The organism is Candidatus Sarcina troglodytae (assembly GCF_015708635.1).
Classification (GTDB): Bacteria; Bacillota; Clostridia; order Clostridiales; family Clostridiaceae; genus Sarcina; species Sarcina ventriculi.
The window spans coordinates 1774610-1798331 of record NZ_CP051754.1 but is presented as its reverse complement, the minus strand read 5'-3'; the positions used below and the strand labels follow the sequence as shown (position 1 = coordinate 1798331).

General features: G+C 26.7%; 20 protein-coding genes and 1 other RNA gene. 18 read left to right on the top strand and 3 right to left on the bottom strand.

What is annotated here, in order from left to right; translation table 11 throughout:
• Positions 1 to 2 precede the first annotated feature (2 nt).
• From era to cls, 6 genes are all read left to right on the top strand, one after another.
• A complete protein-coding gene (era, locus tag HH195_RS08185) occupies positions 3 to 887 on the top strand; it encodes a GTPase Era (RefSeq protein WP_055259323.1) in 885 nt (294 codons plus the stop codon).
• A gap of 14 nt (positions 888 to 901) precedes the next feature.
• On the top strand, positions 902 to 1642 hold the full coding sequence (gene recO, locus HH195_RS08180) for a DNA repair protein RecO (protein ID WP_196371924.1): 741 nt from the start codon (positions 902 to 904) through the stop codon (positions 1640 to 1642).
• Between the two features lie 5 nt (positions 1643 to 1647).
• A complete protein-coding gene (locus HH195_RS08175) occupies positions 1648 to 2292 on the top strand; it encodes a DUF4342 domain-containing protein (protein ID WP_196370739.1) in 645 nt (214 codons plus the stop codon).
• A 171-nt stretch (positions 2293 to 2463) separates the two neighbouring features.
• Entirely contained in the window at positions 2464 to 3096 is a 633-nt protein-coding gene (gene ccpN / locus HH195_RS08170) for a transcriptional regulator CcpN (protein ID WP_055259318.1), read from the top strand.
• Between the two features lie 71 nt (positions 3097 to 3167).
• Positions 3168 to 5798 carry a pyruvate, phosphate dikinase gene (gene ppdK / locus HH195_RS08165; protein ID WP_196370737.1) on the top strand — a complete coding sequence of 877 codons (2631 nt, stop codon included), beginning with the start codon at positions 3168 to 3170 and terminating at the stop codon, positions 5796 to 5798.
• 233 nt (positions 5799 to 6031) lie between these two features.
• Positions 6032 to 7576 carry a cardiolipin synthase gene (gene cls / locus HH195_RS08160; protein ID WP_196370735.1) on the top strand — a complete coding sequence of 515 codons (1545 nt, stop codon included), beginning with the start codon at positions 6032 to 6034 and terminating at the stop codon, positions 7574 to 7576.
• A gap of 36 nt (positions 7577 to 7612) precedes the next feature.
• On the opposite strand, the gene HH195_RS08155 is transcribed toward cls, so the two are convergent.
• The gene (locus HH195_RS08155; protein ID WP_196370733.1) at positions 7613 to 8650 is read right to left on the bottom strand and encodes a CotS family spore coat protein; all 1038 of its coding nucleotides are present in this window, start codon (positions 8648 to 8650) and stop codon (positions 7613 to 7615) included.
• 554 nt (positions 8651 to 9204) lie between these two features.
• On the opposite strand from HH195_RS08155, the gene dnaG reads away from it, so the two are divergent.
• The 6 genes from dnaG (at position 9205) to HH195_RS08125 (ending at position 15380) form a co-directional block, all read left to right on the top strand.
• Positions 9205 to 10992: a DNA primase gene (gene dnaG / locus HH195_RS08150; RefSeq protein WP_196370731.1), complete on the top strand. Its 1788-nt coding sequence runs from the start codon at positions 9205 to 9207 to the stop codon at positions 10990 to 10992.
• A gap of 26 nt (positions 10993 to 11018) precedes the next feature.
• Positions 11019 to 12131, top strand: coding sequence for an RNA polymerase sigma factor RpoD (rpoD, locus tag HH195_RS08145; protein WP_055259618.1), 1113 nt, complete (start codon positions 11019 to 11021; stop codon positions 12129 to 12131).
• A 68-nt stretch (positions 12132 to 12199) separates the two neighbouring features.
• Positions 12200 to 12892 carry a tRNA (adenine(22)-N(1))-methyltransferase gene (locus HH195_RS08140; RefSeq protein ID WP_196370729.1) on the top strand — a complete coding sequence of 231 codons (693 nt, stop codon included), beginning with the start codon at positions 12200 to 12202 and terminating at the stop codon, positions 12890 to 12892.
• On the top strand, positions 12889 to 13686 hold the full coding sequence (locus tag HH195_RS08135) for a Nif3-like dinuclear metal center hexameric protein (protein ID WP_196370727.1): 798 nt from the start codon (positions 12889 to 12891) through the stop codon (positions 13684 to 13686). Before HH195_RS08140 ends, HH195_RS08135 begins: the two co-directional genes overlap by 4 nt.
• Positions 13687 to 13830: 144 nt before the next feature.
• Positions 13831 to 14174, top strand: an RNA gene (gene rnpB / locus HH195_RS08130) — RNase P RNA component class A.
• Positions 14175 to 14345: 171 nt separating this feature from the next.
• Positions 14346 to 15380: a hypothetical protein gene (locus HH195_RS08125; protein WP_196370719.1), complete on the top strand. Its 1035-nt coding sequence runs from the start codon at positions 14346 to 14348 to the stop codon at positions 15378 to 15380.
• A gap of 88 nt (positions 15381 to 15468) precedes the next feature.
• On the opposite strand, the gene HH195_RS08120 is transcribed toward HH195_RS08125, so the two are convergent.
• Positions 15469 to 16701: an aminopeptidase gene (locus tag HH195_RS08120; protein ID WP_196370717.1), complete on the bottom strand. Its 1233-nt coding sequence runs from the start codon at positions 16699 to 16701 to the stop codon at positions 15469 to 15471.
• Between the two features lie 156 nt (positions 16702 to 16857).
• On the bottom strand, positions 16858 to 17358 hold the full coding sequence (locus HH195_RS08115; protein WP_196370715.1) for a hypothetical protein: 501 nt from the start codon (positions 17356 to 17358) through the stop codon (positions 16858 to 16860).
• 203 nt (positions 17359 to 17561) lie between these two features.
• Here HH195_RS08115 and polA point away from each other — a divergent pair, with 203 nt between their 5' ends.
• The 6 genes from polA (at position 17562) to HH195_RS08085 (ending at position 23623) form a co-directional block, all read left to right on the top strand.
• Entirely contained in the window at positions 17562 to 20174 is a 2613-nt protein-coding gene (gene polA / locus HH195_RS08110; RefSeq protein ID WP_196370713.1) for a DNA polymerase I, read from the top strand.
• Between the two features lie 17 nt (positions 20175 to 20191).
• The gene (coaE, locus tag HH195_RS08105; RefSeq protein ID WP_196370711.1) at positions 20192 to 20794 is read left to right on the top strand and encodes a dephospho-CoA kinase; all 603 of its coding nucleotides are present in this window, start codon (positions 20192 to 20194) and stop codon (positions 20792 to 20794) included.
• Between the two features lie 9 nt (positions 20795 to 20803).
• A complete protein-coding gene (locus tag HH195_RS08100; protein WP_196370709.1) occupies positions 20804 to 21358 on the top strand; it encodes a lytic transglycosylase domain-containing protein in 555 nt (184 codons plus the stop codon).
• Positions 21359 to 21501: 143 nt separating this feature from the next.
• Positions 21502 to 22089: a hypothetical protein gene (locus HH195_RS08095; protein ID WP_055259293.1), complete on the top strand. Its 588-nt coding sequence runs from the start codon at positions 21502 to 21504 to the stop codon at positions 22087 to 22089.
• An 8-nt stretch (positions 22090 to 22097) separates the two neighbouring features.
• Complete coding sequence (locus HH195_RS08090) at positions 22098 to 23027, top strand: tetratricopeptide repeat protein (RefSeq protein ID WP_196370707.1); 930 nt, start codon at positions 22098 to 22100, stop codon at positions 23025 to 23027.
• A 98-nt stretch (positions 23028 to 23125) separates the two neighbouring features.
• A complete protein-coding gene (locus HH195_RS08085; protein ID WP_196370705.1) occupies positions 23126 to 23623 on the top strand; it encodes a TspO/MBR family protein in 498 nt (165 codons plus the stop codon).
• Positions 23624 to 23722 lie beyond the last annotated feature (99 nt).

Sequence of the window (23722 nt, the reverse complement as noted above, 5' to 3'; positions counted from 1 at the left end):
ACATGTTTAAATCAGGATTTGTAACTATAGTTGGTAGACCAAATGTTGGAAAATCAACACTTTTGAATTTACTTATGGGGGAGAAACTATCAATAGTTTCTAATAAACCTCAGACGACAAGGAACAATATTCAAACAATATTGACAGGGGATAATTATCAAATTGTTTTTGTAGACACTCCTGGCATACATAAGCCTAAGCATAAGCTAGGTGAATATATGGTGGATAGTGCTAAAAATTCAATAAAAGATGTTGATTTAGTATTGTTTTTAACAACACCTGATGTGGAAGTTGGTAGAGGGGATAAATTTATAATAGAACAGCTTAAACAACAAAAGGCTCCAATATTTTTTGTATTAAATAAAATAGATGAAAATACTCAAGATAGAGTAGCTAAAACACTTGAGAATTATTCTAAAGAAATTAATTTTAATGAAATAATTCCTATATCGGCTATTAAGGGAAAAAATACTGATAAATTATTAGAACTTATGGTAAAATATATACCAGAGGGACCTAAATATTATCCAGATGATATGATAACTGATGTACAAGAAAGATTTGTAATAGCAGAAATTGTTAGAGAAAAGGCTTTAAGAAACTTGTCACAAGAAGTTCCTCATGGAATAGCGGTAGATATAATACAAATGAAACAAGATAAGAGTGGAAAATACAATATAGAAGTTGATTTAATATGTGAAAAAGATTCACACAAGGGTATAATAATAGGCAAAAATGGTCAAACTCTTAAAAAAATTGGAGAAACTTCAAGATATGAAATCGAAAGATTTCTAAAAAACAAAGTTAATATAAAAATATGGGTAAAGGTTAGAAAAGAGTGGAGGGATAATTCCTTATATCTTAAAGAATTAGGATATAAAAAATAAAGGAGGAGTTTAATCTGTCACTTACTAAAGTTAATGGAGTTGTTATAAAAACTCAAGAATACAAAGAAAATGATAAACTTTTGTGGATTTTCACTCAAGAATTAGGGAAAATATCGGTAATTGCAAAAGGGGCTAAAAAAAGTAAAAACAAATTATTTTCTGTAACTACTCCTTTTTGTTATGGAGATTATCTGGTGTTTAAAGGGAAAAATTTATATTCTTTGTCAGAGGGGAAAATCAGAAAGTCTTTTCAAAGTTTTTTAGATAATTTAGAAAAATTAACCTATGCCTCATATATATGCGAACTTATAGATATATGTATTGAAGATAATGAAAAAAATTCATATCTTTATAAAGAATGTATAACATGTTTGTATCTTTTAAATACTGATGCAATAGATTATGAAACCTTAATAAGAGCCTTTGAACTTAAGATATTAAGAGCAACTGGCTATGGGTTAAACTTAGACAATTGTGTGTCGTGTAAAGAAAAGATACAAAATTCTAATTATTTAGATTTAGCTTATTTTGGTGGTGTATGTGAAAAATGTAGGAAGGAAAGAGGTATTTATATAGATAAAGCTACTTTTGCATCTTTAAAATTTTTAAACAAAACCACTTTAGATAAAGTATACAAACTTCATTTAAGTGATGATACAAAAAGTGAGATATATAAAATAACTCACTATATAATTTCATCTGTTTATTCAAGAAAACCTAAAAGTCTAGAGATGCTAAATTTTATTAAGGAGTGATAAATATGAATGAAATAACATTAGAAAAAGTTGATTTAGTTAAAGAAAGAGCTTTTGTAACTTATTTAGAGGCTAAGGAAGCGTTAGAACATTCAAATGGTGATGTTTTAGAAGCTTTAATTTATATTGAAAAAAATCAAAAGAAAAAGTATGAAGAAGAAATTTCTTTTGAAGAAGCTGCTGTGGAATCAGAAACCATAAGTGATTTTAAAGAATGGATTAAGAATTTAATTAAAAAAGGCACTGTGTCTAGAATTAAAATTAAAAGAGATGATAAAGTTTTAGTTGATGTACCAGTTAATGCTGGCTTAGCAGCTGGTGTTATAGCTATTTTAATGCCACAATTGTTAGCGATAGGTGTTGTTACAGCTGTTGCAACAAAATTAACAATAGAAATACAAAAAACAGATGGTTCTGTTGAAATTGTTAATAAAGCAATTAAAAGCGTGGCTAAAGATTTTACAAGAAAAGTTAAAGTTGTAGCTGAGGATGTAAAAGATATAGCACAAGAGAGGGCACAAGATATTAAAGATGTGGTTTCAGAAAAGAAAAATCGCATATCAATGGATAAGCAAAACACAGATTATAAAATGGATAATGAATCTAACTATACTTATACTGTTAGATTTGATGATAACGACAACGAATAATAAATGAAAATAGGAAAAAATAAGGTAAAAAAGGGATATTCATTTAATTTGTTAAAATTTTCTTAGCTTTTATTGTACTATTTTTAACCATACGACGGTAAAATAGTTAGTAGGTATTAGAGAAACAAATTTTATAGAATATTCCTTTTTATCTAGAAAGGAATAACTAAAATGAAATTAACACCTAGACAAGAGGAAATTGTTAAACTTGTTAAAGAAGGGGAACCTGTTACATCAGAAACATTAGCTACGAAACTTGGAGTAACTAGAGCTGCCCTTAGACCAGATTTAGCTATTTTAACAATGATAGGAATATTAGATGCTAGACCAAAAGTTGGCTATGTTTATTGTGAAGGAAATAAAACAAATATTTTATATGAAGAAATTATGAACTCAAAGGTTTTAGATATAATGTCAAAACCAATAACTGTAAATGAGGAAACTATGGTTTATGATGCTATAGTACATTTATTTCTAAATGATGTGGGTACAATGTTTGTTGAAAATAAGGGTGTTTTAGTTGGAGCTGTTTCTAGAAAAGATTTTTTGAAAATAGCAATAGGTGGAACAGACATATATAAGGTACCAGTTGGCATAATAATGACTAGAATGCCAAATATAATATATGCACTAGAGGATGAAACGGCTTATAATGTTGCAAAAAGAATTATAGAGCATGAGATAGATTCCGTTCCAGTAGTTAGAAAGCTTAAAGATGATCTTGGTAAAGAGAAATTATTAATAGTTGGTAAGATTTCAAAAACTAACATAACAAGATTATTTGTGAATCTAGGAAATTATTAGGTTAACTATCAGGACAAATTGCCTGTTAGAATATATAAATAATTTATAGTATGGAATGAAGGAGTGTTGAGATGAAAGGAAAACAATTTGTTTATCTTTTTAATGAGGGGAATGCAAGTATGAAAAATTTGCTAGGTGGCAAGGGTGCAAATCTAGCAGAAATGACTTCTTTGGGGATCCCAGTACCACAAGGTTTTACAGTTACTACTGAGGCTTGTAATAAATATTATGAGGATGGAAAACTAATATCACAAGATATTATTAATGAGATTTATGAAAAATTAAAAGTTCTTGAAGAAGAAACAGGTAAAAAATTTGGATCAGTAACTAATCCACTTTTAGTATCAGTAAGATCTGGAGCTAGGGTTTCAATGCCAGGAATGATGGATACAATTTTAAACTTAGGTTTAAATGATGATTCAGTAGAAGCACTAGCAAAACTTACTAACAATGAAAGATTTGCATATGATTCTTATAGAAGATTTATTCAGATGTTTTCAGATGTTGTAATGGGTGTTGAAAAAAGACTTTTTGAAGATCTTATAGATAAGGTTAAAGCAAAAAAAGGTGTTTATTTTGATACAGATCTTGATGCTAATGATTTAAAAGAATTGGTTTTAGAATTTAAAAATCTTTATAAGAAAGAGAAAAATGAGGATTTTCCAACTGATCCAAAGGTTCAACTTATAGAAGCAATAACTGCTGTATTTAGGTCATGGGATAATCCAAGAGCTATAGTTTATAGAAGGCTTAATGACATACCAGGAGAATGGGGAACAGCTGTTAATGTTCAACAAATGGTATTTGGAAATAAAGGCGAAACTTCAGGGACGGGGGTTGCGTTTTCAAGAAATCCAGCAACCGGAGAAAACAAAATATATGGAGAATATTTGATGAATGCTCAAGGTGAAGATGTTGTTGCAGGAATTAGGACTCCACAGCCTATATCTAAATTAGAAGAGCAAAACCCTAAGATATATAATCAATTTGTAAATATAGTAAATAAATTAGAAAAACATTATAAAGATATGCAAGATATGGAATTTACTATAGAAGATGGAGTATTATATTTTCTTCAAACTAGAAATGGGAAAAGAACAGCACAAGCAGCACTTAAGATAGCTGTTGATTTAGTTAATGAAAATATGTTATCAAAAGAAGAAGCCATATTAAAAGTTGAACCAAAACAACTAGATACACTTTTGCATCCAACTTTTGATATAGAAAATTTAAAAACAGTTAAAGCTGTTGCAAAAGGACTTCCAGCATCTCCAGGAGCTGCATGTGGCAAAATAGCATTTACTGCCGAGGAAGCAAAAGAAAGAAATGGAAGTGGAGAAAAAGTTGTTTTAGTAAGACTTGAAACGTCTCCAGAAGATATAGAAGGGATGATAGCATCAGAAGGAATTTTAACAGTTAGAGGTGGTATGACTTCTCATGCAGCAGTTGTTGCTAGAGGAATGGGAACTTGTTGTGTTGCTGGATGTAGTGCTATTAAAGTAAACGAAAACAATAGAACTCTAGATATAAATGGAAATTTATTAACTGATAACGATTATATATCTATAGATGGTTCAACAGGAAATGTTTATTCAGGAGAAGTTAAAACAGTTTTACCCGAAATAACAGGATATTTTGCAACATTTATGGGATGGGCAGATGAAATTAGAAAATTAGGTGTTAGAACAAATGCAGATACTCCAAAAGATACAAGACAAGCAATTCATTTTGGAGCGGAAGGAATAGGGCTTTGTAGAACTGAGCATATGTTCTTTGCAGAAGATAGAATAGCAGCAGTTAGAGAAATGATAGTGGCTAAGAGTTTAGAACAAAGAGAAAAAGCTTTAAATAAAATACTTCCTATGCAAAGAGAAGATTTCATAAAAATGTATGAAGAACTTCAAGGAAAACCAGCTAATATAAGGTTGTTAGATCCTCCATTACATGAATTCTTACCAACGGAAGAGCAAGATATAGTGGCTTTAGCTAAAGAAATGAATATAAAAGTAGATGATTTAAGAAATACAATCAATGATTTACATGAATTTAATCCAATGATGGGACATAGAGGATGTCGTTTAGATGTTTCCTATCCTGAAATTGCTAAAATGCAAACAAGAGCTATAATTGAAGCGGCTATATGTGTTAAAAAAGGAAAAGGTTACGATGTAAAGCCTGAAATAATGATTCCATTGGTTGGAGAGATAAAAGAATTAAAATATGTTAAGGATTTAATAGTTAAAGAGGCTACTTCTATAATAGAAGAAAGTGAAATTGATTTAGAATATAAAATAGGTACAATGATAGAAATACCAAGAGCAGCAATAACAGCAGATGAAATAGCAAAAGAAGCAGAATTCTTTTCTTTTGGAACAAATGATTTAACTCAAATGACTTTTGGATTTTCAAGAGATGATGCTGGGAAATTTTTGAAGGATTATTATGATAAAAAGATATATGAACAAGATCCATTTGCAAAACTTGATCAAAAAGGAGTAGGTTCTCTTATAAAAGTAGCAATAGAAAAAGCAAAATCTACAAGACCAAATTTAAAACTTGGAGTATGTGGAGAACATGGTGGCGATCCATCATCAGTTGAATTTTTCCATAATGTAGGATTAGATTATGTAAGTTGTTCACCTTTTAGAGTACCTGTTGCAAGGCTTGCAGCTGCACAAGCACAGGTTAAAAATAAAAGATAAGTTTAAATGTTAATATTAAGAGACTCTTTGAAAATTTATTTTCAAAGAGTTTTTTATCGAAATGTATTTAAAAATCTAAGTTTAAACAAGAAGTATAGTTAATGATGTTTACAAATTTAATTATGTATGTAAAAATATAATAATATAATTAATAAAAGTATTTATTAACGTTTTAACTTTAAAGTTAAAACTTATTATGTATTAAACTTAAGATTAAAGGGAGAGTTAAAATTTTGAGTAAAGGAAAAAAAAGTTTAGTTAAGGTTGTTTATGGAAGAACTTTAATAGTTATTGCAATAGTATTAATTCAATTAGCTGTACTTTTTTCGATATATGTATTCTTAATGGAATATGTCACATATATTGTAGGTGCATCTACTGTTTTAAGTGCTATAGTTCTCTTGTATATAATAAATAATAGGACAAACCCAATGTATAAAATATCATGGATAATTCCAGTGGCTCTTATGCCTATTTTTGGAACTTTATTATACATATTTATACATTTGCAGATTGAAACAAGATTAATTGCTAAAAAATATGATAAATCGTTAGAAGAAACTAGATGTTATTTAGAACAAGATAATGATGTTTTAAAAGAATTAGATAGTTTGGATAAACATGTGGCATCTATAGGTAAATACATATCAAATTATGGAGTATATCCTGTTTATAAAAATACTAATGTAGAATATTTTCCACTAGGGGAAGATAAGTTTAAAAAAATGATAAAAGAGTTGGAAAAAGCTAAAGATTTTATATTTATGGAATATTTCATTATAGAAGAAGGCGTAATGTGGGACACTATTTTAGATATATTAAAGAGAAAAGTAAAAGAAGGTGTTGAAGTTCGGGTTATGTATGATGGGTTATGCTGTTTGGCTCTTCTTCCATATAAATATCCTGAAACATTAAAAAAAATGGGCATAAAATGTAAGATGTTTTCTCCAATAAAGCCAGCCCTATCAACCTATCAAAACAATAGAGACCATAGAAAAATATTGGTCATAGATGGGAAGGTAGCATTTACGGGAGGAGTAAATTTAGCTGATGAATATATAAATGTGAAAGAACGTTTTGGTCATTGGAAAGATATAGCCGTGTGTTTAGAAGGTGATGCTGTTAAAAGTTTTACTATGATGTTTTTACAGATGTGGAATATAACAGAAAATAAAAAGGAGGATTATGAAAAATATATATTATCAAAAGAAAATGTATCAGTTAAGTCAGATGGATTTGTAATACCTTATGGAGACAGTCCTTTAGATTTTGAAAATCTTAGTGAAGAGGTATATTTTGATATTATACATCAAGCTACAAAATATGTGCATATAATGACTCCATATCTTATATTAGATAATGAAATGATAACAGCTTTAACTCATGCAGCTAAAAGAGGAGTTGAAATTATTATTATAATGCCTCATATTCCAGATAAACCATATGCTTTTTGGGTAGCTAAAACTTATTATGAAGAACTTATAGAAGCAGGAGTTCAGATTTATGAATACACTCCAGGGTTTGTTCACGCAAAATGCTTTGTGTCAGATAACGATAAGGGAGTAGTTGGTACTATAAACTTAGATTTTAGAAGTTTATATCTTCATTTTGAATGTGGAGTATTTTTTTATAAAAATAGCGTAATATCTAAAATAGAAGAAGATTTTAAAGATACTTTGGAAAAGTGTGAAAAAATTACTTTAGAAAAATGTAAGAGACAACCTTTGAAACAAAAAGCAATTGGAAGTGTGCTTAGAATATTTGCACCACTTATGTAAAAAAACTAGCTGTATTAAATAATACAGCTAGTTTTTTTAATAATAAATTTTTTCCAAATCTTTTATGAAATTTATTTGAGTTTTTGTAGTTAATGATAATTTTTTTAAAGCTATGATGGATTCATCTTTTGTAAATTTAGGTTTTTTGCTGTAATAATCTTTACTTATTCTAAAATATTTTTGTGGATATGATATATAAGATAAAATATATTTTAAATCGTCTTTAGTTAAAGGGGTTATAGAATCATATATGGAAATAATGGATTTAGTCAAACCTACATTCCAATTTATAGAATTTCTTTTTAGAAGTCTTCTTAAGAAATGAGATATGTCATGAGAAGCATAATCAAATGCGCAGTTATCAAAATCGATTAACCACATATTGTTATCTTTAAAAATTATATTTTTGTTCACATAATCTCCATGACATAAGGTTTTACTTAAATTATTAATACCTGAGGCTATAATGGTAGCATTTTGGGCTAAATAAAAGTTCTCACTAAAAGATGAAATAAAAATTTCTGAAAAGTAATCATGTCTTTTCATAGCTTCATTGTAATAATATAAAAGTTTTTCGGTTCGACTTTTAAAGGATGTATAAATATCTTCGCAGTTTTCTTTTGTGCAACTACCATTAATAGGAAAAAAATTATTGCTACATTTGTGTAAAAGGGCTAGGTTTTTAGATGCAATATAAATATTATCTAAATTATCAAAATCGCATTTTTCACCGTAAATCCAAGGGGTTAATATAAATAAAAAGTTTTTATATTTAACAAATCTATTTTTAGATATTGAAGGAATTAATGTTGGCACATTTATATTGTTTCGATATAGCCATTCTAAGGCAGAATAAATAAATAAAAGTTTACCTTCATCATAATACACCTTTTTCAAGCAAAATGACTTATTATTACAAGTTATTTTAAAAACAGCTCTGTCTTTATTCGTATTTTTTACTTTAATCTGCTCTATGTTACAGGAATGTATGTTATATAAGGGTAATATGTTGTTTTTTATCAGATTAAAAGAATCATTGCAAGAAAAATTGAAGTTATTATAATTTGTAGGCATTTTTGATTCTCCTATATTAATAAATTATTGTACGGTTAAACATATTAATTTTTTTTTAATATTATACTTTAAAAATTTAGATTGACTTTAAAATTTATGAAAATATTACTATAAACTTAATATATTAAAATAATTATTCTTTGATATAATATAAATATGATGTATAATAAAATATTGATTGCATTTTATTATACATTGTATTTAACATTGTTTAATAAACTTATATTTAAAATAATTTAATATAGGTGGGTGATTGTTTTGAAAATATATGAAAAATTAAAAAATAAAAATTATGTTAGTGATTGTATATTATATTGTTTTTAAACAAAATTCATAAGTTTATGGAATATAAGGACAAGTTATAAAATATGTTTAAATATTATGTAACAAATTTAGAATCAATATTAAAATTTAAAATCGATAATTTTTTTAAAAATATTCTATACATAAAATATAAAAATAAATAAATTGAAAAAAATATTAAATCTTAAAAGGGATTTATCATTTGATGTCGAATTAGGTATAATGAAAATATAAAAAAGAGGTGGGATTTTTTGCCTATTCCAGAGCATATTATAGAAAAAGTAAAGGAAGAAAATGACATAGTTGATGTTATATCAGATGTTGTTAGGCTTAAAAGAACTGGAAAAAATTATAGTGGGTTGTGTCCTTTTCATCATGAAAAGACACCATCTTTTAGTGTTTCTCAGGATAAGCAGATATTTAAATGTTTTGGGTGTGGTGAAACAGGAAATGTTATAAGTTTTGTTATGAAAAACAAATCTATGACTTTCCCGGAAGCAGTAAGATATCTAGCAGATAGAGCAAACATTACTTTAGAATTTGAAGATAAAAAATTATCTGTAATTCAAAAAAAGAAAGAAAATATATATAAAATAAATCGAATAATGGGAAGATATTATTATAGCAATCTATTGAAAAATAAAATTGCTATGGAGTATTTTTTAAGAAGGGGTATAAATGAGAATATATTAAGAAAATTTGGGCTTGGATATTCTCTTGAAGGATGGCAAAATTCGGTAAATTGTTTAAAAAAATTAGGTATAAGTGAAAATTTAATGCTTGAAACTGGATTTGTTGTAAAAAGTGAAAAGGGTAGAATATACGATAGATTTAGAAATAGAGTGATGTTTCCTGTTTTTGATCATAATGGAAAAGTGATTGGTTTTGGTGGGCGTGTATTAGATGATTCTAAGCCTAAATATTTAAATTCTCCAGAAACTATATTATTTCAAAAGGGAACAAATCTTTATGGATTAAATTTTGCAGTTAAAGCTGGCCTTTCAAATAAAGAAATAATTATAGTTGAGGGATATATGGATTGTATATCATTACATCAATGTGGAATTACCAATTCAGTAGCATCTTTAGGAACTGCACTTACAGAAAAACAAAGTAGACTTTTGAAAAGATATGTAGATAAAGTTATAATAGCATATGATGCTGATGTTGCAGGACAGATGGCAACTCTTAGAGGGCTTGATATTTTAAGAGAAGCAGGTCTTGAAGTTGCAGTTTTAAATATTCCTATGGGAAAAGATCCAGATGAATTTATAAGAGCAAATGGAAAGGATGCTTTTTTAACTCTTATAAAAAATTCAGAGAGCCTTATGGATTATAAACTTAGAAGAGCTAAGGAAGGGTTAAACTTTAACAATTTTAAAGATGTAGATATATATTCTCAAAGATTGGTTGATATATTTAAATTTTTAGATCCATTAGAGAGAAGTATTTATATAAAGAAAGTTTCTGAAGATACAAAATTTTCGGAGCAAGCTTTAATTGATTTATTAAATAGAAATCTTAAGATAGATTATAAAAATGAATATAAAATGAATAATATAAAAGAATATGGAACAAAATTAAATATAGAACCTATTTACATAAAATGGGAAAGAAATATGCTTAAGCTTTTATGTAAAGAAAAATGGCATGTTGATATTAGAAATACTTTGACAAAAGATGATTTTATTGATGAAGAACATAAAGAAATTATGGATTTAATTTTAGATACCTTAAATGGTACAAATTTTGAAAATTTAAATAAAAAAATTGAAATAAAATGTGAAAATCCAAAACTTTTAAAAGAATGGTTAAATATTAGAGAACTAGAGTTTTCAGATAATTTTTCAGATATAGATATTTTTATAAAAGATTATAAGTATAGAATAAATAAATATAAATTAGAGCAAGAAAACAAAAATATTAAGAAAAGTTTAGGTGTTTTTGAAAGAGAAGGTAATATAGCAAAAGCTATGGAATTGGTTAAAAAATCAAAAGATATTAGTGATAAACTTAAGGAACTAGAAAGGAGCAAATAAGATATATGGTGGAAGGCGGTAATAATATGAAAACTAAAGTAACAGCCAAAGAAGGAAACAAAAATAATAAGGCTGATATGAAAGATAAATCTACAAAAATGGTTTTAGTTAAAAAACTGATAGAAAAAGGTAAAAAAAGTGGTGCATTAACTTATAAAGAAATAATGGATGAATTAGATGAAATAGATTTAAGTCCAGATCAAATAGAAAAAATATATGAAGTATTAGAATCTATGGGAATTGAAGTTATAAGTGATATAGAACAAGAAAGTGTTGAAGAAGATTTAGATTTAAGTGTTCCAGAAGGAATTGCTATAGATGACCCTGTAAGAATGTACTTAAAAGAAATAGGAAAAGTTCCACTATTATCATCAGAGGAAGAGATAGAACTTGCAAATAGAATCGAAAATGGTGATCAATATGCTAAGAAAAAATTAGCGGAAGCCAATCTTAGACTTGTTGTAAGTATAGCTAAAAGATATGTAGGAAGAGGTATGTTATTTTTAGATCTTATACAAGAAGGTAATTTAGGGCTTATAAAAGCTGTTGAAAAATTTGATTATAGAAAGGGATTTAAATTTTCAACTTATGCTACATGGTGGATTAGACAGGCAATAACAAGAGCAATAGCAGATCAGGCAAGAACTATAAGAATACCAGTTCATATGGTTGAAACTATAAATAAACTTATAAGAATTCAAAGACAATTGCTTCAAGAATTAGGAAGAGATCCTCTACCAGAAGAATTATCAAAGCATATGGATATGCCTGTTGATAAAGTACGTGAGATATTAAAAATTGCTCAAGAGCCAGTTTCTTTAGAAACACCAATAGGAGAAGAAGAAGATTCGCATCTTGGAGATTTTATACCAGATGATGATGCACCTGCTCCAGCAGAAGCAGCTGCATTTACAATGCTTAAAGAACAACTTATAAATGTTTTAGATACTTTAACTCCAAGAGAAGAAAAAGTATTAAGATTAAGATTTGGTTTAGATGATGGAAGAGCAAGAACATTAGAGGAAGTTGGTAAAGAATTTAACGTAACAAGGGAAAGAATTAGACAAATAGAAGCTAAAGCACTTAGAAAATTGAGACATCCAAGTAGAAGTAAAAAACTAAAAGATTATTTGGATTAAGCACCTTTATATAAGGTGCTTTTCCTTTAATAATAAAAAAATAAAACGCATTAAGAAAGAGAGAGATTATGGAACTTAGCAAAAGATTAATGAAAATAGCAAGTTATGTAAATGATTGTGAAGCCATAGCGGATATAGGAACAGACCATGGATATATACCTATATATCTTGTAAAAAATAATAAATGTAATAGTGCTATTGCTAGTGATATAAACAAGGGGCCGATAGAGAAAGCATCAACTAATATAAGATTTGAAGGACTTTCTGAAAAGATTAAATGCCTTTTAGGGGGAGGGCTTAAACCTCTAAAAGTAGGAGAAGTAAATGGAGTTATAATTGCTGGAATGGGAGGAAATTTAATAAGAGATATTATTTTAGAAGATATAGAAAAGGTTAAATTATATGACTTTTTAATACTACAACCTGCCCAAAATCCAGAAGTTTTAAGGGAATTTTTATATAATAATAATTTTGAGATATTAAATGAAGATTTGATATTAGATGATGGAAAGTTTTATGAACTTTTTAAAGTGAAATATAATGAAAATGCTAAAAAAATAAATATTAAGGATGAAATATCTTATGAGATAAGCTCTATTTTGCTAGAAAGCAATAATAGTTTAGTAAAAGATTATATAAAATCAAAAATAAAAAAGTACGAAAATATAATAAGTTATATAAAAGATGATACAAGTCTTGCTAAAAAGAAAAAAGATATTTTAAATGAAAAGATAGATAAGCTTAAGGAGATGATTTCTTGATATTAAAGGATATTATAGGATATGTTGAAGAGATAGCACCAATAAATTTAAAAGAAGATTTTGATAATGTTGGTTTAATTGTAGGAAGTGATAAAAGCAATATAAAAAATGTTTTAGTTGCTTTAGATTGTACAAAAAAAGTTATAGAGGAAGCAAAATCTATAAATGCTGATTTGATTTTAACTCACCATCCGCTTATATTTAGAAAGATAAATTCTGTAACAGATAATACTCTCTTAGGTGCTAAAATAATAGAACTTATAAAATCAGATATAAATGTTTATTCAGCTCATACTAATTTAGATAGTGCAAAGGGAGGAATAAATGATACAATAGCACAAATTTTAGAATATGAAACTTGCAGTATAATAGATGAATCTACCGAAGATAAAGAGTGTGGGATAGGTAGATTCTTGAAATTGAAAAATGAAAATACTTTAGAAGATATAATAAATTTATTTAAAAGTGAATTAGATATTAAAGATTTAAGATATACAGGGAACTTAAATGATAAAGTAACAAAAGTGGCTATAATAAATGGTAGTGGTCAAGATTTTTTTGAAATGTCTAGGAATTTAGGAGCAGAATTGATAATAACAGGGGATACTACTTATCATTTTACATCTGATTATACTGAAATGGGGATAGACATAATAGATTTAGGACACTTTAATTCAGAATGGCCAGTTTTTGTAAAGATAGTTAAAGAATTAGAAAAAAAAATAAGGCGCAAAAATCAAGATATTAAATTTTATTATTCAAAAGTTTCAAAAGATCCATATAATTTTATTTAAAAATTTTAATGAAATTAATATCAATTTTTTAGCTATAAAACTAATGTGTTTTGGATAATATTAAGAGGGTAAAGATTATAATGAACATAAATTTTAATAAAAATATGTTGTAAAATTTATGACTATGTGATAATATTAATTTTGCGAGTAAGCCAGATAATCGCTGCTAACTTAAGTTAGGAGAGGAAAGTCCGAGCTCCATAGGGCAGGGTGCTGGATAACGTCCAGTGAAGGCGACTTTAAGGATAGTGCAACAGAGATATACCGCCTAAATTTTTTAGGTAAGGGTGGAAAGGTGAGGTAAGAGCTCACCAGCATATAGGTGACTATATGGCTATGTAAACCCCACCTGGAGCAAGGCTAAATAGAAGGACATATAGGGATTGCCCGTCCTGTCCTCGGGTATGCCGCTTGAGCCTAATGGTAACGTTAGGCCTAGATAGATGATTATCAAATACAGAACTCGGCTTATAGACTTATCTCGTATAAAAGCTTCTAAAATCGTTGAAATTTCTTCGATTCGAAGCTTTTTTATTTATATAAATAGATATTATGATATAATGATTATGATTAAATAAGTTAGGATAGTTTTGAATAATATCAAATTCAGCATTAGAATAAAGCCATAAATTAAAATTTAATATTGAGAGGTGAGATATGTGAATAATGAGCTTTTGATGGATTATATTGGTATAGTTAGAAATTATTTAAACTATACATATAGTGATAAAATAGAAGTTAGTGATAGAAATGCTTTAACATTTTTTTATTTAGCAAAATATTCAAATATTAAAGGAAAAAAATTAACTGATGAGGAAACTATAAAAAGCATAACTAAAGGAGAAAACGATAAAGGGATTTGTGGAATTTATATGAACGATGAAAATAGTGATATTTTAGAAGTTCATTTAATAAAAACAAGATATATAAATGCTTTTAATAAATGTTCGCTTACAGAAGAAGATATGAATGAGACTATAAATAATTTTAAGGAGTTTCCATATATAAAAGATTGTAATGAATCAATTAATTATTGGCAAAAAAGATTTTTAGAATGTAGGGATAAATTTAAAGAAATTAAAATAAAATTTGTATTATTAACAAATGGATATGTAAGTCCTTATTCAAAAAAGAAAGCTTTAGAAAATTCTATAAATGTTTTTGATAAAGAAGGGGCTATATTTATTCATGAAGCTGTAAAAGTAATTGATATATATAAATTTGAAAAGCTAGATTATTATAATAATTTAGAAGTAAAGAAAGTATTTGATGATGAAAGTAATATAAATTTACGTAGAATTATAATGATTTACAATCTTAGAGCAAAAATTGCAACATGGTTATATAAATCTAAAGTAAATAATATAATAGAAAATTTAATAAATAAAAATTCTAGAGAAGAAGTTATGAATTACATGCTTTATATTTTTGTGAAGCTTGTAAAATTTTATGATGTAAAAACGGTTGAAGATAGGATAGAATTATTAAAATATAATTTCGATAAATTTGTAAATAATATAGATGAAGATAATAAGGTTTTAGAAATTACAACTTTAGAGGAACCATTTATAAGTACAATTAAATTATTTTTACATGATAGCGATATCTTAATTGATAATCAATTAATTGAATTAAAATGGGATGAATTACATGAAAAGGCTTTTATTAGAGCTTTTAATAATGTTAAAAAGTAGATAAAAGTGAAACCACAATATATTTAAATATATTGTGGTTTTTATTTAACTAGATTGATAAAATAATGGATGAATGGTTTAAAAATTATTAAAATGCCCAGTTACCATTAACAAATATATCAAATTTTTCGTTATCATATGTAGTACCAGTTATTTGTAAATCTTTTGTTCCTATCATAAAATCAACATGAGTTAATGAATCATTAGCCCCTTCTTTTAGAAGTTCTTCTTCGCTCATCTTTTCACCATCTTTGATGCATAGGGAGTATGCTTTACCAAAAGCTAAATGACATGATGCATTTTCATCATATAATGTGTTGAAAAATATAATATTTGAATTTGAAATAGGTGAATTGTAAGGAACTAATGCTACTTCGCCTAAGTATTTAGCTCCTTCATCAGTATCTAAAAGATTTTTAAGTGTTTCATAACCTTCTTCAGCTGAGAAATCAACAACCTTTCCATCTTTAAAAGTTAAAGAGAAATTGTTTATTAAATTACCACCATAGTTAAGTGGCATAGAACTTACCACTTTACCGTTAACACCTGTTTTTTTAGGCATAGAGAAAATTTCTTCTGTTGGCATGTTTGCTATAAATTCTGTTCCATCTTGAGTAAATTCAGCTCCACCAGCCCATAAATGTTTTTCAGGAAGTTCAATGATTAAGTCAGTTCCTAAAGAGTTTGTGTAATGAAGGGATTTAAATTTTTTAGAATTTAAAAAATCCATATTTTTCTTTAAAGTATTTTTATGCTCTTCCCAAGCTTTTACAGGATCTTGGGAATCAACTCTAACTATTTTAAATATTGCATCCCAAAGTTTTTCAACAGCCTCATCTTCTGAAATGTTTGGAAAGACCTTTTTAGCCCACCCAACAGTTGGAATAGACACAATAGACCAAGCATTTTCGTTGCTCATAAGTCTACTACTAAACTCTCTAGAGGCTATGCTAGATGCTTTTCTAAATGTGGCTACTTTTTTAGGGTCAACATCTTTTAGAAGTTCTGGGTCTGATGCTGATATACTTAAAAAACATGCTCCCTCTTTAGCATAACTTAATCTTGATTCTTTAACCCATTCAGGAATAGTTTCAAAAACTTCCATAGGGGAATATTTATATTTTAGTTTTCCAGTTAATTCATCATTCCATTGAACAACGACTTCTTTTGCTCCTTTAATATAAGCCTCTTCAACTAGCATTCTTGTAAATTTGGCACATTCTATTGGAGAAGATATTACAAGAGTTTGATTTTTTTGTACATTAACTCCTTGATAAATAGCAAGCTTTGCGTATTTTTTTAATAAATTTTCTTTATTCATTATTACACCTTCTTTAAATATATATTTGTATTTTTTTCTTAAGCAATTGTTATTTTAGAAAAGTATTAAAAATTTAATTTTATTTGTCCAAAATAAATATCATCTTAAGTATAAATATATTTAATTATAATAGAGTTATTAAATAAGAACAAATATTTAAGCATTATTTAACATTAAATTCTTGTAAAATTCATCAGAAGATGGATTATTGCAACCATAATCTATTAAGTAGTATTCGTTATTTAATATGCCCCAAGATGATGTTTTTTTTAAATCATTTTTAAATAAATCAAAGGTATTTGCAAAGAGCATAATATTAGATTCTAGGTTTTCATCATTTCTTAAATTCTTAATATCAATAAATTTTTTATTATAGATATTAATATATGGAAGTGCTCTTAGCATTATTAAATATTTATTGTTACAAAATATAACAGGACATAGATATTTTTTAAAATTATTGCCACATGAATTATAAATGTAATTCTCAATAAAGTTTTGCATAAGTCCATCAGGGCTTTTAGCAACCTTTAAAACTAGATAATCATTAAGGGCAAAAGTTAACCTTGAAATACCTTCACCTAAAAATATTAAATTTTTTTTAAAGTAATTTATAGATGACTTATTATTAAATTTTTCAAAATTCAAGTTATTCATGAAAAACTCACTGACAGATATTTGTTAATAATATATTTTATTATAAAAGTGTTAAAAGTGAATTGATTTTTATATTTTAATTTTGAAATTAATGAATTTTACGATATAGTATAATATATTAAGTATTTTTAGTAGTATAATATATTTTATTAATTTTGAAATAATAGTTAAATACTAATAGTTAATCGGTTTGGAGGATAAATATGAAAAGATTACTTATATTAGATGGTAATAGTTTATTAAATAGAGCTTATTATGCACTACCTCTTTTAAGCAATAAAGATGGCATATATACAAATGCTATATATGGATTTTCCAATATGCTTTTTAGGCTGAGAGAGGATATAGCACCAGATTATATCGTTGCAACTTTTGATAGAAAAGCACCTACATTTAGACATGAAAAATATGATAATTATAAAGCAGGTAGAAAGAAGATGCCAGATGAGCTTGCAAGTCAAATACCTCTTGTAAAAGAAATGTTAAATTTATTATCTATAAATATATATGAAATAGATGGATTTGAAGCTGATGATATTATAGGAACTTTAGCTAAGTATGCTCAAGAAAAAGGTATTGAGGTTTACATAGTTAGTGGAGATAAAGATATTCTTCAGTTAGCTGATAAAAATATTAAAGTATGTATAACTAAAAAAGGGGTTAGCGAGAAAGAAGTTTATGACTATGATAGAATGGTTAGCGAATTTGGTGTAACCCCAAATCAGTTTATAGATGTTAAAGGTCTTATGGGAGATAAATCAGATAATATACCAGGAGTGCCAGGGGTTGGAGAAAAAACAGCTTTTAAGCTTATAAAGACATATGGAAGCATGGAAAATGTATTAAATCATGTAGATGAAATAAGCGGTAAAAAACTAAAAGAAAATCTTATAGAATATAGAGAACAGGCGATATTTTCAAAGGATTTAGCAACTATAAAAATAGATGTACCTATAGAATTTGATTTGGAAAGTATAAAATCTAATGAAAATTTTGATAAAATAGGACTTAAAAACTTTTTTATAAATCTTGAAATGAAAACATTAATAACTAAAATAGAAGGGCTAGAAGGAAATGCAGAGGAAGAAGGTGAAGAATTAAAAGTAGATTTTGAAGAAATAAAAGATTTTTGTAAATTAAAAGAAGTTTATAGTACTATCAAAGATAGTATATATTTAATATTTAATTTAAAAAATGCAGAGAAATATTCAACTATAGAGATAGAACAAATATTAATGAGTATTAATAATAAAAATTATATCTTAAATATGAAAGAATTAATAAACGATAGCAATTGCATAGAAATTTTAAGAGAATTATTTGAAAGCTATAATATAAAAAAATATAGTTATAGTGTAAAAAATGCAATAACAGCATTAAGGAAATTAGATATTGAATTTAATAATATAAAGTTTGATACTGAAATTGCAGCATATCTTATAGATTCATCAAAGGGAGAATATCCTTTAATTGATTTAATAAATAAATATTTAGGTGAGTATCCAAAGATAACTGAATTAAATAAAGATATAATTTCTATTAATTTTATGGAGAAATTAACAAAAACATTAGAAACAAAGATAAAAGAAGCTGATATGGAAACATTAATGTATGATTTAGAACTTCCATTAGCCAATGTATTATCACACATGGAAATAATTGGATTTAAAGTTAATAAAGATATGTTGGATGAATTATCCATAAAATTTAAAGAAGAAATAAATGAAACTCAAAAAGAAATTTATAGTCTTTCAGAAGAAGAGTTTAATATAAATTCACCAAAGCAGCTTGGAAAAATACTTTTTGAAAAATTGGATCTTCCTGTTATAAAAAAAACCAAGACTGGATATTCAACTAATGCAGAAGTTTTAGAAAAGTTAAAGGATAAGCATCCTATAATAGAGAAAATAACATATTATAGACAATTAGCTAAAATATATTCAACATATGTAGAAGGATTAAAAAATGTTATAGATACGGATGGATGTATTCATTCAAACTTTAATCAAACAGTAACATCAACAGGAAGACTTTCATCAACAGAGCCTAATCTTCAAAATATACCTATAAAATATGAAATGGGAAGAGAAATAAGAAAAGTATTTATACCAAGAAAAGATACAGATGTGTTGGTTTCTGCTGACTATTCTCAAATAGAACTTAGGGTTTTGGCCCATATATCTAATGATGAAAATATGATAGATGGATTTAAGCATCATTCAGATATTCATACAAAAACTGCATCAGAAGTTTTTAAAGTAGATGCTAGTGAAGTTACAAGGCTTATGAGAAGTAGAGCAAAGGCAGTTAATTTTGGAATTGTTTATGGTATAGGAGATTTTAGTCTAGCTAAGGATTTAAACATAACAAGAAAAGAAGCTAAGGAATATATGGATATATATTTTGAAAGATATCCTAAAATTAAGGATTATATAAAAAATATAATTGAAGAGGCCAAAACTACTGGTAGTGTAAAAACTATGTTAAATAGAAGAAGATTTATACCAGAGATAAATTCTTCAAATAAGATAGTAAAAGCTTTAGGTGAAAGATTAGCCATGAATGCACCAATACAAGGAAGTGCAGCAGATATTATAAAACTTGCTATGGTTAATGTTTATAACAAAATAAAAGAAAAAGGTTTAAATAGTAGAATAATTCTTCAAGTTCATGATGAACTAATATTAAATGTTCCTAAAGAGGAAATAGATGTTATAAAGGATTTATTAAAAGCTGAAATGGAAAATGTATTAGATTTAAGTATTCCTTTAGAGGTTGATATTAATTTAGGAGACACTTGGTATGATGCAAAATAAAGGGGGAAATGATAAAAATGATAAAAATAGGGCTTACTGGAGGCATATGTTCTGGCAAGAGTACCATATCTAAATTGCTAAAAGATGCAAGCTTTAGTATAATAGATGCTGATAATATTGCAAAGGAAGTATTAATTAAATACCCTGAAATATTAGAAAGAGTAAAGGTAGAGTTTGGAAGCCATTTTTTTGATTGGAGAGGTGAATTTAGAAGACATGAATTTGGAAATCATATATTTAGATTTCAAGGAGAGAGGATAAAATATGAAAATATAATAATGCCTTATATAAAAAGAGAAATTGAAGAAAAGTTTAATGCTCTTGAAAAAATGGGAAAAAAGATTGCCATATTAGATGGTGCAACCATCATAGAAAATAAAATGCATAAAGAAATGGATATGATAATCTTAGTTTGGTTAAACCAAAATGCACAGATACAGAGAATGAAATTTAGAGATAATTTGACACAAAGTGAAGCAATAAATAGAATAAATTCTCAACTTAGTTTAGATAAAAAAAGGGAATATGCAAATTTTATAATAGATAATAGTGGAAATTTAAATAAAACAAAAGAACAAGTTGATGATTTAATAGAATTGTTAAACTTGTATGAAAAGTAGGAGATTTTAATGAGGAAAGTTTTAACACGTGTAATAGTAGCATTACTTGCTATATATTTGATTTTTTTTGGAAGTACAGTAATTTTAAAAAATGTGTTTTTTCCTAGAGAATATTCAACATATGTACAAGAATATAGCGCAAAATATGATTTGGATCCGAATTTAGTTTATGCTGTTATGAAAACGGAGAGTAATTTTGATCCAAATGCTCAATCAGATGTTGGAGCAAAAGGGCTTATGCAAATAACAGACAGTACTGGAGAATGGATAGCAAAACAAATGGGAGTTACTAATTTTAATTCTAGTATGTTAAAAGATCCACGTACTAGCGTAGAATTTGGATGTTGGTATTTAGAAGATCTTTATCAGCAGTATGGAAATTGGGATTTAGTTATTGCGGCATATAATGCTGGTCGTGGCAATGTTGATTCGTGGCTTAGTAGTGGAGACTACTCTGAAAATGGGAATTTAAATTATATACCTTTTGGTGAAACTGATAAATACGTGAAGAGAGTAGATGTGTTTGAAAAAATTTATACTGCATTATATGGAAATAATAATTAAATATAATTATGTGTGCATATAATAAAGGTATGTAGTGCATAAAAAAACTAGAAAAATTACTATTTACAATTTTTGTAATGTAGTAATTTTTTTAGTTTATTAAAATATAAATAATAGTGAGCAATGATAAAGAGAGAAGTTAATTGAAAAATTTTGATTATAGTCTTGATATACCAAAATCTTTAGAGAAAGAATTAAGAAATGCAAAGTATATAGGGCAAGGGCATAATGGAATTATTTTTATGTTATCTGATAAAAAAATAGTTAAATTTTTTAGGAAAATAACAGCTTGGGAAGATGAAAGTGATATATTAAAAAGAGTTCATAGGTCTAAATTTTTCCCTAAAATATATGAGAGTGGACCTAAGTATATAATAAGAGAGTATGTAGATGGAGTAAGATTAGATAAATATTTAAGTGATAATGCTATAAATAATAGAATTTGCGAAGAATTATATGATATGCTTAAGGAGTTTGAAAGGTTAAATTTTACGAGATTAGATATAAGGTGCAAAGATTTATTTGTTCAAAAGGATTATTCTATAAGAATAATAGATCCTAAAAATAATTATAAAAAAATAGTACCATATCCAAGACATCTTATGAAGGGACTTGAAAAAAGAGGAGCGTTAGATTATTTTTTAAACTATGTTGAAAAGAAAAATATTAGAAATTATATTTATTGGAAATATAAATTTGATAACTATAAAGAGGAAATAAAGGAAAAGTAGGTTTTAAAATGGATAAAGAATATTTGGTAAACAACTATATAAAAAAAGGAGATCAAGCTTATGATAATGGGAATATGATAAAATGTTTAAATTATTATTTAATGGCTGAAGAACTTTTAAATGATGTTAAAGATTTAGACCTTATTATAAATATAGCTTTGGTCTTAGATGAGATGGGTGAGAGTGAGAATGCTGAAAAAAAATATAAAGAGGCTTTAGGGATAAATGAGTTTGATTCAAGGGCTCATTATGGGTTAGGAGTTATATATGATGAAAGAGAGAATTTTACACAGGCTATAGAGCATTATAAAAAGGCAATTGAGATAAATCCAGTATATGATAGAGCGTTATTTTATTTAGCTAATGATTTAGATATAATAGGGGAAAAGGAAGAGGCAATAATATATTATGAAAAATTGTTAGAGATATGCAGTAAGGATTTTTGGGCACATATAAATCTTGGATCTATTTATGAAGAATTAAATGTTTTAGATAAAGCATATAGAAGATTTTCAAAAGCATTGGAAATAGACCCGAATCATTATATGGCACTTTTTAATATGGCGGTTATTTATAAAAAATTAAATGTTTTAGATAAATCAAAAGCTTATTATGAAAGAGCAATAGAAAAAAATTTAGGATATCCATACAGTTTTTTGAATTTAGCAATTATTTATAAGGATGAAGGGAAAATAGATAAAGCGATAGAGATTTTATCAAGAGGAATCAAGTTTAATCCAGATTGTGAGTTCCTATTTTATAATAGAAGTTGTTTTAATGCATTAAAAGGGGAAATAAGATGTGCGATAGATGATTTAATAAAAGCTGTAGAGTTGTATCCTAAATTTATAGATTATATAAAAAAGGATAATGAACTTGAAATGGTTAGAGAGAGTTTAAAGTTTAAAGAATATGTAAAAAATAATTATGGTTTATAAGATTTAAAATCATATAATACATAAAAATATGATGATTTAAAGAAATATAGTAACATAAGTATACACTTTAGAACGTATAATGTTTTGGAGGTGTATTTATGAATATTTTTAAGGTTAACAGAAAATTTAATTTAGGGGATTTAATTATAAGTTTACTTATAATAGTTGGAGGAGGTTTTATTGTTGGATTGTTTATAAAACCTTATGTACCTATTTATAAAACTTTAAACAAGCTATTTTTTTTCCCACCTGGGTATGTGTTCCCGATAGTTTGGACTATTTTATATATATTAATGGCAATAGCATTTTATAGGATATTGCAAATAAGTAAGCTTGGGAAAAAAACTTATAGTTCGTTAACTTTATTTTATATTCAACTTATTTTTAATTTTTTATGGTCATTTATATTTTTTAATTTTAGATTATATGGGATAGCTTTTATAGAAGCAGTAATTTTATTAATATTAGTTTTTATAACAACTAAAAAGTTTTTTAAAGTTGATAAAATTGCAGGATGGCTTATGGTTCCTTATGTTTTTTGGCTAACGTATGCAAGTGTTTTAAGTTATTTTGTTTGGATATTAAATGAAATATAAAATAAAAAAATAATTTGTATTAAGAATTAAAAAAATGTATTATAATTAAATATATAAAAAACGTAAACTCGCAGTAATTACTACTGTGAGTTTGTTCTT

What these genes read in the sequence shown, in the direction of transcription:
- polA (WP_196370713.1), top strand. Translation starts at nt 17,562, where the DNA reads ATGAAAAGATTACTTATATTAGATGGTAATAGTTTATTAAATAGAGCT.
- rpoD (WP_055259618.1), top strand. Translation starts at nt 11,019, where the DNA reads ATGAAAACTAAAGTAACAGCCAAAGAAGGAAACAAAAATAATAAGGCT.
- ppdK (WP_196370737.1), top strand. Translation starts at nt 3,168, where the DNA reads ATGAAAGGAAAACAATTTGTTTATCTTTTTAATGAGGGGAATGCAAGT.
- HH195_RS08090 (WP_196370707.1), top strand. Translation starts at nt 22,098, where the DNA reads ATGGATAAAGAATATTTGGTAAACAACTATATAAAAAAAGGAGATCAA.
- era (WP_055259323.1), top strand. Translation starts at nt 3, where the DNA reads ATGTTTAAATCAGGATTTGTAACTATAGTTGGTAGACCAAATGTTGGA.
- HH195_RS08155 (WP_196370733.1), bottom strand. Translation starts at nt 8,650, where the DNA reads ATGCCTACAAATTATAATAACTTCAATTTTTCTTGCAATGATTCTTTT.
- ccpN (WP_055259318.1), top strand. Translation starts at nt 2,464, where the DNA reads ATGAAATTAACACCTAGACAAGAGGAAATTGTTAAACTTGTTAAAGAA.
- HH195_RS08120 (WP_196370717.1), bottom strand. Translation starts at nt 16,701, where the DNA reads ATGAATAAAGAAAATTTATTAAAAAAATACGCAAAGCTTGCTATTTAT.
- HH195_RS08115 (WP_196370715.1), bottom strand. Translation starts at nt 17,358, where the DNA reads ATGAATAACTTGAATTTTGAAAAATTTAATAATAAGTCATCTATAAAT.
- HH195_RS08100 (WP_196370709.1), top strand. Translation starts at nt 20,804, where the DNA reads ATGAGGAAAGTTTTAACACGTGTAATAGTAGCATTACTTGCTATATAT.
- HH195_RS08175 (WP_196370739.1), top strand. Translation starts at nt 1,648, where the DNA reads ATGAATGAAATAACATTAGAAAAAGTTGATTTAGTTAAAGAAAGAGCT.
- HH195_RS08140 (WP_196370729.1), top strand. Translation starts at nt 12,200, where the DNA reads ATGGAACTTAGCAAAAGATTAATGAAAATAGCAAGTTATGTAAATGAT.
- HH195_RS08085 (WP_196370705.1), top strand. Translation starts at nt 23,126, where the DNA reads ATGAATATTTTTAAGGTTAACAGAAAATTTAATTTAGGGGATTTAATT.
- coaE (WP_196370711.1), top strand. Translation starts at nt 20,192, where the DNA reads ATGATAAAAATAGGGCTTACTGGAGGCATATGTTCTGGCAAGAGTACC.